At 64.6% G+C, this 14521-nt stretch carries 16 protein-coding genes and 1 pseudogene; 13 read left to right on the plus strand and 4 right to left on the minus strand.

Going from position 1 to position 14521, the window contains the following annotated elements:
- The first annotated feature begins 17 nt into the window (after positions 1-17).
- From CSW57_RS19110 to CSW57_RS19155, 11 genes and pseudogenes are all read left to right on the plus strand, one after another.
- On the plus strand, positions 18-764 hold the full coding sequence (locus CSW57_RS19110) for a TIGR00730 family Rossman fold protein (RefSeq protein ID WP_099384132.1): 747 nt from the start codon (positions 18-20) through the stop codon (positions 762-764).
- Entirely contained in the window at positions 761-1300 is a 540-nt protein-coding gene (locus CSW57_RS19115; protein WP_099384133.1) for a TIGR00730 family Rossman fold protein, read from the plus strand. The genes CSW57_RS19110 and CSW57_RS19115 overlap by 4 nt, the downstream gene beginning before the upstream one ends.
- A gap of 84 nt (positions 1301-1384) precedes the next feature.
- Positions 1385-3166: a long-chain-acyl-CoA synthetase gene (locus CSW57_RS19120; protein WP_099384134.1), complete on the plus strand. Its 1782-nt coding sequence runs from the start codon at positions 1385-1387 to the stop codon at positions 3164-3166.
- 106 nt (positions 3167-3272) lie between these two features.
- Positions 3273-4085, plus strand: coding sequence for a dihydropteroate synthase (gene folP / locus CSW57_RS19125; protein WP_099384616.1), 813 nt, complete (start codon positions 3273-3275; stop codon positions 4083-4085).
- Positions 4082-5098, plus strand: a complete 1017-nt coding sequence (locus CSW57_RS19130; protein ID WP_099384135.1) for a glucosyl-3-phosphoglycerate synthase — start codon at positions 4082-4084, stop codon at positions 5096-5098. The genes folP and CSW57_RS19130 overlap by 4 nt, the downstream gene beginning before the upstream one ends.
- A 145-nt stretch (positions 5099-5243) precedes the next feature.
- The gene (locus CSW57_RS19135; RefSeq protein WP_099384136.1) at positions 5244-6119 is read left to right on the plus strand and encodes an SDR family oxidoreductase; all 876 of its coding nucleotides are present in this window, start codon (positions 5244-5246) and stop codon (positions 6117-6119) included.
- Positions 6116-6853, plus strand: a complete 738-nt coding sequence (locus tag CSW57_RS19140) for an acetoacetate decarboxylase family protein (RefSeq protein ID WP_099384137.1) — start codon at positions 6116-6118, stop codon at positions 6851-6853. The genes CSW57_RS19135 and CSW57_RS19140 overlap by 4 nt, the downstream gene beginning before the upstream one ends.
- A gap of 7 nt (positions 6854-6860) precedes the next feature.
- Complete coding sequence (locus CSW57_RS19145; RefSeq protein WP_099384138.1) at positions 6861-7181, plus strand: DivIVA domain-containing protein; 321 nt, start codon at positions 6861-6863, stop codon at positions 7179-7181.
- Between the two features lie 127 nt (positions 7182-7308).
- On the plus strand, positions 7309-7476 hold the full coding sequence (locus CSW57_RS19150; protein ID WP_023963302.1) for a DUF3117 domain-containing protein: 168 nt from the start codon (positions 7309-7311) through the stop codon (positions 7474-7476).
- 38 nt (positions 7477-7514) lie between these two features.
- Positions 7515-7634: pseudogene (locus tag CSW57_RS24885) on the plus strand (putative RNA methyltransferase); the annotation flags it as partial.
- A gap of 150 nt (positions 7635-7784) precedes the next feature.
- Positions 7785-8351, plus strand: a complete 567-nt coding sequence (locus CSW57_RS19155; RefSeq protein ID WP_262982253.1) for a class I SAM-dependent methyltransferase — start codon at positions 7785-7787, stop codon at positions 8349-8351.
- Here CSW57_RS19155 and glgA read toward each other — a convergent pair.
- Positions 8324-9493, minus strand: a complete 1170-nt coding sequence (gene glgA / locus CSW57_RS19160) for a glycogen synthase (protein WP_223249348.1) — start codon at positions 9491-9493, stop codon at positions 8324-8326. The two genes, CSW57_RS19155 and glgA, sit on opposite strands and share 28 nt — an antisense overlap.
- A 153-nt stretch (positions 9494-9646) precedes the next feature.
- Between glgA and glgC the strand changes: the two genes are divergently transcribed.
- The gene (glgC, locus tag CSW57_RS19165; protein ID WP_023963305.1) at positions 9647-10864 is read left to right on the plus strand and encodes a glucose-1-phosphate adenylyltransferase; all 1218 of its coding nucleotides are present in this window, start codon (positions 9647-9649) and stop codon (positions 10862-10864) included.
- Here the strand turns inward: glgC and CSW57_RS19170 are convergent.
- Genes CSW57_RS19170 through cofD form a run of 3 tightly spaced genes read right to left on the minus strand, consistent with a single transcriptional unit; the run spans position 10861 to position 13770 of the window.
- On the minus strand, positions 10861-11436 hold the full coding sequence (locus tag CSW57_RS19170; protein ID WP_099384140.1) for an NUDIX hydrolase: 576 nt from the start codon (positions 11434-11436) through the stop codon (positions 10861-10863). The genes glgC and CSW57_RS19170 overlap by 4 nt on opposite strands.
- Positions 11433-12776 (minus strand): coenzyme F420-0:L-glutamate ligase, encoded by a 1344-nt coding sequence (locus CSW57_RS19175; protein WP_099384618.1) that lies wholly within the window; start codon positions 12774-12776, stop codon positions 11433-11435. Before CSW57_RS19175 ends, CSW57_RS19170 begins: the two co-directional genes overlap by 4 nt.
- Positions 12769-13770, minus strand: coding sequence for a 2-phospho-L-lactate transferase (gene cofD / locus CSW57_RS19180; protein ID WP_099384141.1), 1002 nt, complete (start codon positions 13768-13770; stop codon positions 12769-12771). Before cofD ends, CSW57_RS19175 begins: the two co-directional genes overlap by 8 nt.
- A 467-nt stretch (positions 13771-14237) precedes the next feature.
- Here cofD and CSW57_RS19185 point away from each other — a divergent pair, with 467 nt between their 5' ends.
- Positions 14238-14471 carry a WhiB family transcriptional regulator gene (locus CSW57_RS19185; protein ID WP_031333673.1) on the plus strand — a complete coding sequence of 78 codons (234 nt, stop codon included), beginning with the start codon at positions 14238-14240 and terminating at the stop codon, positions 14469-14471.
- The last annotated feature ends 50 nt before the right edge of the window (positions 14472-14521 follow it).

Consider the following 14521-nt stretch of genomic DNA (forward strand, 5'->3'; position numbering starts at 1 on the left):
GTTGCTAGCGTCGTGGCATGTCAACACCCGACCGAGACACCCGGCTCAGCTATCGCGGGGCGGCCCGGATCCGCGAGGATCACGACAAGCCTGTTCAGACCACCGACCAGCGCCTGCTGCGATCACCCGATTCGGCACGTGACCCCTGGAGGGTGCTGCGCATCCAGTCCGAATTCGTCGAGGGTTTCGACACGCTATCGACGGTCTCGTCCGCGGTGACCGTGTTCGGTTCGGCTCGCGTGCAACCAGGTTCCCCGTTCTACGAACTGGGCCGCGAGCTGGGGGCGGCGCTGGCCGACGCGGGGTATCCGGTGATCACCGGTGGCGGACCCGGCCTGATGGAAGCGGTCAATCGCGGGGCCTGCGAGAACGGTGGTTACTCCATCGGGCTCGGCATCGAGCTGCCGTTCGAGCAGAACCTGAACGAATGGGTCGACCTCGGCATCAATTTCCGGTACTTCTTCGTCCGTAAGACCATGTTCGTGAAGTATGCGCAGGCCTTCATCTGCTTGCCCGGCGGCTTCGGAACGCTCGACGAACTCTTCGAGGCTCTCACGCTGGTGCAGACCCGCAAAGTGGTCCAATTTCCGATCGTCCTGTTGGGCAAGGACTTCTGGGAACCGCTCCTGGCCTGGGTCCGTACGACGATGGCCGGTGAGGGCCTGGTGTCCGAAGCGGACATCGAGCTCCTGCAGGTGACCGATTCGGTGACCGAAGCAGTCGCGATCGTAGACGAATCGCGCCAGCGGCAGGCCAAATCATGAGTGCGATCTGCGTGTACTGCGCATCCGGACCGGTGCCTGCCTCGTACCTGCAGCTGGCGGCCGAGCTCGGCACCGCCATCGGAAGCACCGGGAACACGCTGGTGTCCGGGGGTGGCAACGTCTCCATGATGGGTGCGGTGGCACAGGCGACCCGCGACGCCGGTGGCCACACCGTAGGGATCATCCCCAAAGCGCTGGTGCACCGCGAAGTCGCGGACACCGACGCCGACGAACTCGTCGTCACCGACACCATGCGCGAGCGCAAGCAGCAGATGGACGACCGGGCCGATGCGTTCATCACCCTGCCCGGAGGTATCGGGACACTCGAAGAACTGTTCGAGACATGGACGGCCGGCTACCTCGGCATGCACGCCAAGCCTGTGGTCCTGCTCGATCCCGGAGGACATTACGACCCGCTTGTTCGGTGGTTGCGCGACCTGACGGCAACCGGGTTCGTCTCCACGCATGCACTCGATCGGCTTGTCGTCACCAAGTCGGTCCGCGACGCTTTGGCAGCGTGCAATATTTATCTGTGAATATCGGTAACCTCATCGCGAACGTGCCGTGCGGAGCTCTACGGAGCTCGTTTGGGGGCACAACGGACAAGCATCGGAGCTCAGGTGGCAAGTGAATCCCGGACAAGTGTTGGACTTCTCGACGTTGCGAAGGGCGCGCTTGCAATGGTGCCGGACGTACCCGGCATCGTCAGGCACGCACCGGGGCTGATCCTTCGCAGGCCGTCGGCGGAGTCGACGATCGGGTCGGTGTTCAACTCGCTGGTGGCAAAACACCCCGAGCGGCCTTTCATCCGGTTCGAGGGCAATTCCATCACCTACGGTGAAGCCAATCGCCGGATCAACCGCTATGCCGATTTCTTCAGCAAGAACGGTGTGGGACAGGGCGACGTCGTAGGCGTACTCGCGAAGAACCATCCACAGACGCTCCTGGTGATGATCGCCGCGGTGAAGCTCGGCGCAGTGGCAGGGATGCTGAACTACAACCAGCGTGGGAAGGTGCTCACCCACAGCCTCGGGATCCTCGAGGCCACCGTTCTCGTGGTCGACCCGGAGGTTCGCGAAGCCCTCGAATCGATCGACGACGACCACGTGCTGCCCTCGGTCACAGTTGATTTCGATGAGCTCGACGAGGCCACCGAAGGTCTGAGCGACGAGAACCCTGCGGTCACCGCCGGGCTTCCCGCAAAGACCAAGGCGTTCTACATCTTCACCTCCGGCACCACGGGGATGCCGAAGGCCAGCATCATGTCTCACTACCGCTGGATGACCAGCATGGACGGCATCGGTGGGATGGGTGTGCGGCTTCGCCACAGCGACACCATGTATTCGGCGCTGCCGCTCTACCACAACAATGCACTGACAGTTGCGCTGTCGTCGGTGCTGGCGTCCGGCGCATGCCTCGCGATCGGGAAGTCGTTCTCGGCATCCCGCTTCTGGGACGACGTGATCCAGAACCGGGCCACTGCGTTCTGCTACATCGGCGAACTCTGCCGGTACCTGATGGCCCAGCCCGAGAAGCCGACTGACCGCAGCCATGGTGTGAAGGTGATCGTCGGCAACGGCATGCGGGCCGAGATCTGGGAGAAATTCACCCAACGCTTCGGCATCGAGCGGGTTGTCGAGTTCTACGGCGCCTCCGAGCTCAACCTGGCATTCATCAACGTGTTCAACCTGACCCGCACCGCCGGGTTCTGCCCGCTGCCGTACAAGGTCGTCGAGTACGACCACGAGACAGGCGACCCGAAACGCAACGGCGACGGCCGTCTGACAAAGGTCTCGAAAGGTGAAGCAGGACTGCTCATCTCGGAGATCTCCGATCGGGTGCCCTTCGATGGTTACACCGATGAAGAGGCGTCCAACAAGAAGATCATCTCCGACGCGTTCAAGGAGGGTGACCGGTGGTTCAACTCCGGTGACCTCGTGCGCGATCTCGGTATGTCGCACATCGCCTTTGTCGACCGGCTCGGTGACACCTTCCGCTGGAAGGGCGAGAACGTCGCGACCACCGAGGTCGAAGGTGCTCTGGCAGGTGTCGACACTCTCGATCAGGCCGTGGTCTACGGCGTGGAGGTGCCGGGCAGTGACGGCAAGGCGGGTATGGCGTCGGTGACCGTCCGTGAGGGCGCCGACCTGGATCCGAGGGCGCTCGCGAAACACCTATACGACGAGCTGCCCCCGTACGCGGTCCCGCTGTTCCTCCGGGTCGTGGATCAGCTCGAGCAGACGTCGACATTCAAGAACCGCAAGGTCGAGCTGCGCGATCAGGGTTACACGGAGGTCGGCGACGATGCGCTCTATGTTTTGACCGGTAGCGAAGACGGGTACGTCGAGTTCTACGATGAGTACCCCGATGACGTTGCCGGAGCCAAAGTCCCCCGCGGATAAGCCGATCCCGAGCGCGCAGCCGGTGGGGGCTGACGCGTGGTCGGCGCACGCGCCGGTGTCGCCGACCCTCTGTGGCCGTGCGGTCGCGACGGATCGTGCGTTGGTCATGGCAATCGTCAATCGGACACCTGATTCGTTCTACGACCGTGGGTCCAGCTTCACCGACGATGGCGCGAAGTCCCGAGTCGAGCAGGTGGTCGCCGAGGGCGCGGACATCGTCGACATCGGCGGGGTGAAGGCGGGTCCCGGTGTCGAGGTTGACGCCGCCGAGGAGATCGACCGGGTGTTGCCGATGGTCGAGTGGATCCGTCACCGGCATCCGGATCTCATCATCAGCGTCGACACGTGGCGCGCCGATGTGGCCCGCAAAGCAGTGGACGCCGGGGCGGATCTGATCAACGACACGTGGGCGGGGGCCGATCCAGACCTGGTCTCGGTGGCCGCCGAGATGTCGGCGGGCATCGTCTGTTCGCACACCGGGGGAGCGGTACCGCGTACCCGCCCCCACAGGGTTCGGTACCCGGACGTGGTGGCCGACGTGCTCGCGGAGGTCACGAAAGCTGCCGACCGCGCGGCTGCCGCAGGCGTGCGCCGTGATTCGATTGTCATCGATCCGACGCATGACTTCGGGAAGAACACCCATCACGGGTTGGCTTTGTTACGCCAGGTGAACGTTCTGGTTAATACCGGCTGGCCAGTGCTGATGGCACTGAGCAACAAGGATTTTGTAGGGGAGACTCTAGGGGTAGGCCTGGAAGATCGGCTGGAGGGGACACTGGCCGCGACAGCACTTGCCGCTTCGGCGGGAGCACGAGTGTTTCGCGTTCACGAGGTTGCCGCCACACGAAGGGTGGTCGAGATGGTTGCCGCGATAGCCGGAACCAGACCACCTGCCCGAACAGTAAGGGGTTTGGCATGACCGCTGGAAAACACGTCACTGGAAGGTCCGACCGCGTCTGGACGCCCATCGCGTCCGCGCCCGAAGATTCGCCGCAGGCCGAGTGGGCCGCCGATCACAGCTGGGACCGACCAGACTGGTCTGTCGAGGAGTTGGTGGCCGCAAAACGCGGCCGCACGGTGTCGGTGGTCCTGCCGGCGCTGAACGAGGAAGACACCGTCGCGGATGTGATCGCCTCGATCCGTCCACTCGTCGGCACCCTGGTCGATGAACTCGTCGTGCTCGACTCGGGCTCGACCGACGCCACCGCCGAGCGGGCTCGCGCGGCCGGTGCCCAGGTGATCACCCGTGAAGAGGCGGTTCCCGAGGTGGAGCCGGTTCGCGGCAAAGGGGAAGTCCTGTGGCGTTCGCTGGCCGCCACCACCGGCGATCTCATCGCTTTTGTCGACTCGGACCTCATCGATCCCGATCCGATGTTCGTGCCAAAACTGCTCGGACCGCTGCTGATCAACGAGGACATCCAATTGGTGAAGGGCTTCTATCGACGCCCGCTCCGTACGGGTCAGGGTGAGGACGCCAACGGAGGCGGCCGCGTCACCGAACTGGTTGCCAGGCCGCTGCTCGCGTCCTTCAAGCCTGATCTCACCGCGGTGCTGCAACCTCTCGGAGGCGAATACGCCGGCACCCGGGAACTGCTGTGCGCCGTTCCTTTCGCCCCCGGTTACGGAGTGGAGATCGGGTTGCTCGTCGACACCTACGACCGCTACGGGATGGCCGGCATCGGCCAGGTCAACCTGGGTGTCCGCACCCACCGCAACCGCCCTCTTGTGGAGCTCGGGGTGATGAGCCGCCAGATCGTCGGCACTCTGATGGGTCGCTGCGGCATCGAGGACTCGGGTGTGGGGCTCACCCAGTTCAAGATTCAGCCCGACGGCACCTTCACACCCAAGACCACCGATGTCTACCTCGCTGATCGACCCGCGATGAACACCTTGCGGCCGATGGCCGCCACGCGAGCGCGCCGCGCCTCGTAACGGTCGACCCACCGGCACCACAGCACCAAAGACGATCCATCTGCAGAGCAGGTGGATCGTCTTTGCATGTGCAGCGCCCCGGTCGGCTACCGTAACTAGAACATGTTCTAGCAAGGTGTCCGTTCACACTTCGGGGAGTTGGTCGATGTCAGGTTCGATGACGGGTAAGTCCGTTCTGGTCACCGGTGGCGGCAGTGGAATCGGCGCGGGAATCGCCGGTGCACTCGCCGAGCAGGGGGCCAAGGTGACGATTGTCGGTCGCAACGCCGAGCGCCTCGGCGAGACGGCCGACAAACTCAACGCAGCACTGGTGGACGGCTCGGTGCACGCTCACGCCGGCGACATCACCGACGAGGATCAGGTCGCGGAGGCGGTGGCCGCGGCCGCGGCTCTCACCGGGCGCCTGGACGGAATCGTCGCGTGCGCCGGCGGTAGTGAGACCATCGGCCCGATCACCCAGATGGACACCGCTGCGTGGAAACGCACCATCGACCTCAACCTGAACGGCACGATGTTCACCATCAAGCACGGCGGGCGCGAGCTCGTGCGGGCCGGCGGTGGGTCGATCGTGGCCATCTCGTCGATCGCTGCGAGCAACACACACCGATGGTTCGGGGCGTACGGCGTCACCAAGTCGGGTGTCGATCATCTCGTTGCGCTGGCCGCAGACGAGTTGGGCGCCAGCAACGTTCGCGTCAACGGAATCCGGCCGGGCCTGACACGCACCGAATTGGTGGGCATGATCGTGGACGACCCGACGCTGAGCGAGGACTACCGGGTGAGCACCCCGCTGCCCCGTGTCGGTGAGGTGGAGGACATCGCCGCGCTGGCGCGATTCCTGCTCGGTGACGAATCATCCTGGATCACCGGGCAGGTCATCAATGTGGACGGGGGCCAGATGCTGCGGCGTGGTCCCGACTTCAGTTCCATGCTCGAGCCGTTGTTCGGAGCCGAGGGCTTGCGCGGAGTCGTCCACACGGAGAGTGACGGAGTCGAGAACACAGAGGAGGCAAGGTCATGACCACCGCACATCAGGTGTTGGGCGCCGAGGTGCAGATGCCGGTACGGGTCCGTGATGCGAGCTGCTTTGTTGCCGGGTTCACCGCATCGGCGTCAGCGGCGCAGGCCGCGATCGACGAGACAGGGCTGCAGGTGATGCAGGTGCGCCCGGGCCGGGCGATGTGCATGCTCGTATTCGTCGATTACGTGGACGGAGATCTCGGTCCCTACAACGAATTCGGGGTGTGTCTGCTCGTCGGTGATCGGGAACGCCGTGGCGCGTCGATCGTTTCGAATCTGAGGGATCTGGCTGCCGGGCGGGCACGTGCCCTCGTACACCGACTTCCCGTCGACGGCGAGTTCACTCTTGCTGCGGGCCGGGGTATCTGGGGATTCCCCAAGACACTGGCCGACTTCGACGTCGACCATCGCAGCGCGACGAAGCGGGGCGTGGTCAGCGAGGGCGGACAGATGATCGCTGCATTGACGGTGCGGCCGGGCATCAAGGTTCCCGATTCCAGCGCCACGACAGTCTTGCGTGCCTACTCACATCTCGACGGGGTCACCAGGGAGACCCCATGGGTGTTGAACAACACCAAGAACACCCGCACCCGCCTCGGCGGCGCCGATCTGCAGCTGGGTTCGCATCCGATCGCCGATGAGCTGCGAAGCCTGAAGCTGGGACGTCGGGCGTTGATGACATCGTCGGTCGGCCACCTGGAGATGACGTTCGAGGACGCCGAGCGGGTGTCATAGTGGATGGGTGCTGACGTTACTGCTCTACCTGCTGATCATGATCGCCGTGATCGGTGTCGTGTTCGCCGTTGTCTGGGTGGTGTTCGGGCGGTCGGAAGACCTTCCGCCCCTTGAACCGGGCACCACGCTGACGCGGCTGCCGCGCGCCGGGATCACCGGCGACGACGTCCGGTCCCTGCGGTTCGCGCAAGTGACCCGCGGCTACAAAGCGGGCGAAGTGGACTGGGCCCTGGAGAAGCTCGCCAGGGAAATCGATGAACTCAGGTCGGCGCTTTACCGGCTCCAGGCGCGTGATGAGGTCGAAAGCCCAGCGCAAGAGGCAGAATAACCCGTCAGTAGTCCGTACTATAGAAGCCGACCAGCGTATAACCGCGCGGTGTCAACGGATATTGGCACCGACCGAATAAGATCAGACTTCGACGCCGACTGCGGCAGCGAATCTGAAGGGAGCAGAGATGGCGGCGATGAAGCCACGGACCGGGGACGGTCCCCTTGAAGCAACCAAGGAAGGGCGAGGAATCGTTGTACGCATCCCCATCGAGGGTGGCGGCCGACTGGTTGTCGAGCTGACCTCGGACGAGGCAGCGGCATTGGGTGAAGAACTGCGTGGGGTGACCGCCTGATCCGGTGACACGCAGCAACAACAAGGAGACGATCGACCATGCTTTCTGCAGTGGTCGATCTCTTGTGTTGTCCGGTGTGCCGGGCACCGTTCGAGTGCGCCGACCGTACTCTCTGGTGCACCGGCGGCCATAGCTTTGACATTTCGAAGCAGGGATACGTCAGCCTGCTCGGGGGCGGGGGGAGCAGTTTTCGTTCGGACACCGCCGAGATGCTCGGTGCCCGAACAAGATTCTTGAACGCGGGTTTCTACGACCCTATTCTCTCCGCGGTACGCGATCAGTGCGCGCCTGGCGCAACGATTCTCGATGTGGGTGCGGGTACCGGGCATTACCTGTCGGCGGCGGTCGATGCGTCGGGTGGGCGCGGCGTCGGCATCGACCTCTCGAAGATCGCGGCGCGGCAACTCGGTCGGCTGCCCGGGGAGATCGGTGCCGTCGTCGCTGATGGCTGGCAACCCTTTCCGGTCGCCGATCAGGTGATCGACCTTGCGTTGTCGGTGTTCTCGCCGCGCAACATACCCGAGTTCGCAAGAGTGCTCAGGGCCGACGGCAAGCTGGTGGTGGTGACCCCGACACCTCGCCACCTACGCGAACTGGTGGACGCCGTCGGCATGATCGGTGTGGACAAGGACAAGTCCGAGCGGATCGGCAACAGCATGGCGGGCACCTTCGTCCGCATCGAACGCACACTGGTCGAGTACTCGGTTGCCCTGTCGCACTCGGAGACAGCCGATGTGGTCCTCATGGGTCCGTCCGCATTCCATCTGACAACGGGCGACGTCGCCACGAAGCTCTCCGGTCTGCCCGACCCGCTGTCGGTGACGGTGTCGACGACCGTCCAGGTGTATCAGCTTGTGGCGCAGACGGTTTCGTAGATCGACAGCGTCTGCTCGGCGATCGAGTCCCACGAGAATTCGGCAATCGCGCGTTCGCGGCCGGCTGCACCCATGGCGGCGGCCTGAACCGGGTCTGCGACCACCCGATTCACTGCCGCGGCAAGATCGTGTTCGAAGTCGCGGGCGTTGTCCTCGCTGTAATGCACCAGGAGGCCGGTGACCTCGTCGCGGACCACCTCGGGAATGCCACCGACGTCAGAGGCCACCACTGCGGTGCCGCATGCCATCGCTTCCAAGTTGACGATCCCGAGCGGCTCGTAGATCGACGGGCAGATGAATACGGTTGCAGCCGAGAGGATTTCCCGGACCTTCTCGGTGGGCAACATCTCGCGCACCCAGAACACCCCCGAACGTGCGGCGGAAAGGTGCTCCACGGCTTCGGCGATCTCGGCACCGATCTCAGGAGTGTCGGGTGCGCCGGCACACAGCACCAGCTGCAGATCGGGGTCCATGTGGTGGGCCGCGGCGATCAGGTGGCGAACACCCTTCTGCCGGGTGATGCGACCGACGAACACCGCGATGGGGCGTGTCGGATCGACGCCGATGTCGGTCAGGACCGATGTCGAGTCGGCGGCGTCCACCGGATGCCACGTGTGGGTGTCGATGCCATTGCGGACCACATGCACCTTGTCCGGGTCGAGGCGCGGATACGCATCGCACACGTCGATCCGCATGCCGGAACTGACCGCGATCACGGCATCTGCGTATTCGACGGCGTTCTTTTCCACCCAGCTCGACACGCGGTACCCACCGCCGAGTTGCTCGGCTTTCCAGGGTCTGCGGGGTTCGAGTGAATGTGCGGTCAGCACATGGGGTATCCCGTGCAGCTGCGCGGCGAGGTGGCCGGCGAGACCGGTGTACCAGGTGTGTGAATGGGCGACCGACGCACCTTCGGCGGCCACCGCCATCCGTAGATCCGACGACAGTGTGGTGATCGCGGCGTTGGCGCCTTCGAGACCGGGGTCGACTCCGTGGACCTGGGCGGTCTCACGTGGAGCGCCCATGCAGTGCACGTCGACCGTGGCGAGGTGGCGCAGATGTCGCACCAATTCGGTGACGTGGACTCCGGCGCCGCCGTACACTTCTGGTGGATATTCCCTGGTCATCATCGCCACGCGCATGGGTCTGACGCTAGTCGGACGAAGGCCGTAACGCCATCGGTGCACTTCAATGCCGCCGTGTGATCAGAAGTTGTGTCGCGATAGCGCAAGCGATTTCGAAACTCTCGCCTGTTGTCTCTGGCCGCGACGTCAGTTGACGGATAGGTTTAAGGGGTGATTTCACAGCGCCACGTCCTCGGGATCGTCCTCGCCGGCGGCGAGGGGAAACGACTCTTTCCGTTGACGATGGACCGCGCCAAGCCCGCCGTGCCGTTCGGTGGCGGATACCGGCTCATCGACTTCGTCCTCAGCAACCTCGTCAACGCCGGGTATTCGCGGCTGTGCGTGCTCACGCAGTACAAGTCGCACTCGCTCGACCGCCACATCTCGCAGACCTGGCGGCCATCGGGGTTCAACGGCGAATACATCACGCCTGTCCCGGCGCAGCAACGGCTCGGACCCCGCTGGTACACAGGCAGCGCCGATGCGATCTTCCAGTCGTTGAACCTGGTCTACGACGAGGAGCCCGAGTACATCGTCGTGTTCGGCGCCGACCACGTCTACCGGATGGATCCCGAGCAGATGGTCGAGGCCCACATCGCTTCTGGTGCCGAGTGCACGGTCGCGGGCATCCGGGTTCCGCGCGCGGAGGCCGTGGCGTTCGGCTGTATCGATTCCGACGACAGCGGCAAGATCACCCAGTTCCTCGAGAAGCCCGCCGATCCGCCCGGCACGCCGGACGATCCGGACGCGACGTTCGCATCGATGGGCAACTACGTCTTCACGGCCGACGCCTTGGTGCGGGCGATCAAGGCCGACGCCGACAATCCCGACTCCGACCACGACATGGGCGGCGACATCATCCCGGCCTTCGTCGACCGCGGTGAGGCGTTCGTCTACGACTTCAAGGACAACCAGGTGCCCGGGGCCACCGACCGCGACCGCGGATACTGGCGCGACGTCGGCACCCTCGACGCCTTCTACGACGCCCACATGGACCTGGTGTCGGTGCACCCGATCTTCAACCTCTACAACCGGCGCTGGCCCATCCACGGCTCCGCGGACTATCTGGTGGCGCCTGCGAAGTTCGTCCAGGGAGGCCTTGCGCAGGAGTCGATGGTGGGGGCGGGGAGCATCATCTCCGCAGCCACCGTTCGCAACTCTGTCCTGAGTTCCAACGTGATCGTCGAAGACGGCGCCACCGTCGAAGGCAGCGTGCTGATGCCGGGTGTGCGGATCGGTAAAGGTGCGGTCGTGCGAAAGGCCATCCTGGACAAGAACGTCGTGGTGTCAGACGGCGAGATCGTCGGCGTCGACGAACAACGTGACCGCGAGCGTTTCGCTTTCAGCAACGGCGGCGTCGTGGCCATCGGCAAGGGCGTACGGGTCTAGCGACCGGATGCAGCTCTGAGCGCTGCGTCGATCAGCGCCGGGATGGCGGGGTGTTCGGTGTTCTCGGGCAGCGCGTCGATGGGCCACCAATCCAGATCCACCGACTCGTCGCTGCGGACGATGGCAGGCAGGGAGCCGTCGGCATTGTCGTTGGCGAACGCCGCGAACCGTAGGTCGAGGTGTCGGGTGGGTACACCCAGCGAGCAGGTGATCGGGTGCGTGTGGATCTGGACCAGCTCCGGTCTGACGTCGAGGCCGGCGATCCCGGACTCCTCCCGTGCCTCGCGAGTGGCGACGTCTGCGATGGTCTCGTCCGTGTCCTCGCAGTGCCCACCGAGCTGGATCCATTTGCCGACCCGGGGATGCAAGGTGAGCAGCACGTGGGTGCGGGCCGCGTTGATCACGATGGTCGACGCGGTGATGTGCCCCGCCGCACTCTCGCGAAGGCACCCGCGCGGTGCGGCCGCCAGGAACGCGAGCACGGTGTGACGTAACGAATCCTGGTGCGGGTCAGGTGCGTGCCATTCGGTGAGCAGTTCAGTGGTCGACCGGTGCAGGCTCTGGGCGCTCACAGTTCCACCACCAGGTCGTCGACGTCTGCGGGTGACCGCGGTTCCAGTTGGCCGGCGGGGAATCCGATCGCAACTGTGCCCAGCGGTTCCCAGTCGGCAGGGAGCCCGAGCTCGGCTCTCACCACGTCCGGCGCGAAGATCGTCGAACCCACCCAGCAACTCCCGACATCACGGACGGCCAGCGCAACGAGCAGGCCCTGCACGGCGGCGCCGGCGGCCACGGTGAACATCGTGTGCTCCGCCGCCGTCCTCCGGGCCTCCGGATAATCGTGCCGCCCATCGCCTGTCAGTACGGGAATGACGACTTCCGGCGCCCGATACAGCAATTGACCGCGCGCCACCCTCTTGCTGATCGATGATTCGGTCTTGCCGTCCTCGGTCAGGTCGTGATGCCACTGCCGTGCCATGGCGTCCAGCAACGCAACGCGACGGGTGCGGTCGCGCAGCCACACGAAGCGCACCGGACGGCTGTGGTGCGGTGCAGGTGCGGTCAGGGCGTCGGCGAACGCTGCCCTCATCACGTCGGCCGGTACCGGTTCGTCGGTGAAGTCACGGACCGACCTGCGCATGAGGAGCGCTTGCCGTCGACCCACATCGATGGCTTCGGCAGTACCCAACCAGAACAGGTCTTCCTCGCCGGGGCGAAGGAGATCTCTTGCGGTGGTGCCGTTTTCGCGCGGAGTCAGACCACGCACCACCGCCACCGGGATCTCACCCAGTTTGCCCTTGACGAGATCGGCGGCAGCGGCGAGTTCGTCGGCGACGGCGATGTCGGTGACGATCAGCGGATTGCCGTACTCGTCGACCGAACCCTCGTAAGGGTGGGTGACAGCGATGCCTGCGGCTCCGATTGCCACGTCGGTCTGTCCGACCCGCCAGGCCCGTCCCATCGTGTCTGTGATCAACACGGCCACGTCGATGCCCAGTCGGTCGCGCAGGGACGCGCGCAGGGCCATAGCGCTGGCGTCAGGATCCGTGGGCAGCAGCGCCAGTTCGTCACCGTCGACGTTGGAGCCGTCGACGCCCGATGCCGCCTGGACGATGCCGAGCTTGTTCTCGGTGATCAGTGTGCGGCCCTTGCGGGCCACCACCCGCACCGCTTCGGAGTCCACGAGGGCGCGACGGGCGATGTCGCGGGCTTCCGGCTCGGTGGGGGCCGGCACCATCCGGCCCTCGACCTTCGAGATGATCTTGCTGGTCACCACCAAGATGTCGCCGGTACGCAACCAATCGGCCGCCGTTGCCAAGGCACCGGCGAGGTCGTCACCCGCCCGGAACCGCGGCAGGCCGGTGATCGGCAGGATCTGGATCGTCCCGCCGGCGGCGTGGTCCTCATCCATGCGCCACACCCACGAGGTCACATGCGTCGCGGACCATCTGGGCCGTCGTCTCCGGATTGCTCATCAGCAGGGGAACAGACGCGACCGTCACTCCGGGGATGTCGGCGGTGTCTCCCTGTGCGATGAGCCACCCGTCGAGGATGCCGTTGCCGCTACGCGCTCCATAATGTCGACCGACACCTTCCGGGCTGGTCTCGACGCCGATGACCGAGAGACACTCGTCGGCCATGCCGCGCAGGGGACTGGTCCCGATGATGGGGGAGATGCCGACGACCGGTGCGGCGGTTGTCCGCAACGCTCCCCGGATGCCGGGGACCGAGAGGATCGCACCGACACTGACCACGGGGTTCGACGGTGCCAGCAAGACGATGTCGGCGTCGGCGATGGCGTCGAGAACCCCGGGCGCGGCTTTGGCATCGTCCGAACCGACTTGGGCGAACCCGTGGGTCGGGATCTGCGCTCGGTGACGCACCCACCATTCCTGGAAGTGGATGGCGACCTTGTCGTCCTCTTCCTTGCTGACGACGACGTGGGTCTCGTGGCGGTCGTCGGTGGCGGGCAACAGGCGAACGCCCGGATCCCACCGTCGGCACAACGCTGCGGTCACGTCGCTGAGCCGGTAACCCGCGTCGAGCATCTGCGTGCGGATCAGATGGGTCGCCAGGTCACGGTCACCCAGCCCGAACCAATCGGGGTCGGCGCCATAGGCAGCCAGTTCCTCCTTGGCGTGCCACGTCTCCCCGCGTCGGCCCCAGCCGCGCTCGGTGTCGATGCCGTCACCGAGTGTGTACATGCAGGTGTCGAGGTCCGGACAGATCCGGACCCCGTGCATCCACGCGTCGTCTCCCACGTTGACGATTGCCGTCACCTCATGGTCGGCCGGGGCGCGACCGGACGCGAGAACCTCCGGGAACGGGGTATGTCCCAGGAGTTCACGAACACCTTGCAGAAACCGGGCGCCACCGACGCCTCCGACGAGAACCGTCACCTTCACAGGGAACCAGGGTAGGCGCTTGCCGAGAGTGCCAGCGAAGTGAGCCGAGTGCACGTAACGTTGCTCACGGCGACGTCGCGCAATTTGGGGGTTTTTGCGGCGATTCGATATCCTCGCCTGACTTTTCCTCGCTCTGCGCCGTGTCGAGACATCGAAATCGGGCAGAGGGGTGATAAAGCAATTTCCCCGCTGCGCTTGACCTGGACACCCAAACCCGTGTCTAATCACATCAGTGTCATTCCCTGTTTTGACAGCGAGAATTGTTGCGGGGCACGGGGATCGATCACTTGTTCGAATCCGATTGACCAACTGCACAATTCGAAGTGAGATGAGGAGGCGGGACGATGGCTCTGGAACACATGGCTACCAACAGCCTTGAACCGCAAGTCGATTCGCAATCGAATGCATCCGAAACCAACCAAACTGAACGTCCTCGCCTGAGCCTGGTCACGTCGGCATTCGATGATATGTTCGAAGCAGTCGAAGATCAGTGGCAGGACCGTGCGCTGTGCGCACAGACCGATCCAGAAGCTTTTTTCCCTGAAAAGGGTGGTTCGACCCGGGAAGCCAAGCGCATTTGCCAGGGTTGTGAAGTGCGTCCGGAATGCCTGGAATACGCGCTGCACAAAGATGAACGCTTCGGAATCTGGGGCGGCCTGTCAGAGCGCGAACGTCGCCGTATCAAGCGCGGGATCGTCTAGGTCTCCCTTTTCTCTGCACCCCCCGCTCTGTGAGCTCGGGGCGTCTGCTC

Source organism: Williamsia muralis (genome assembly GCF_002735905.1).
GTDB classification, from domain to species: domain Bacteria; phylum Actinomycetota; class Actinomycetes; order Mycobacteriales; family Mycobacteriaceae; genus Williamsia; species Williamsia muralis_A.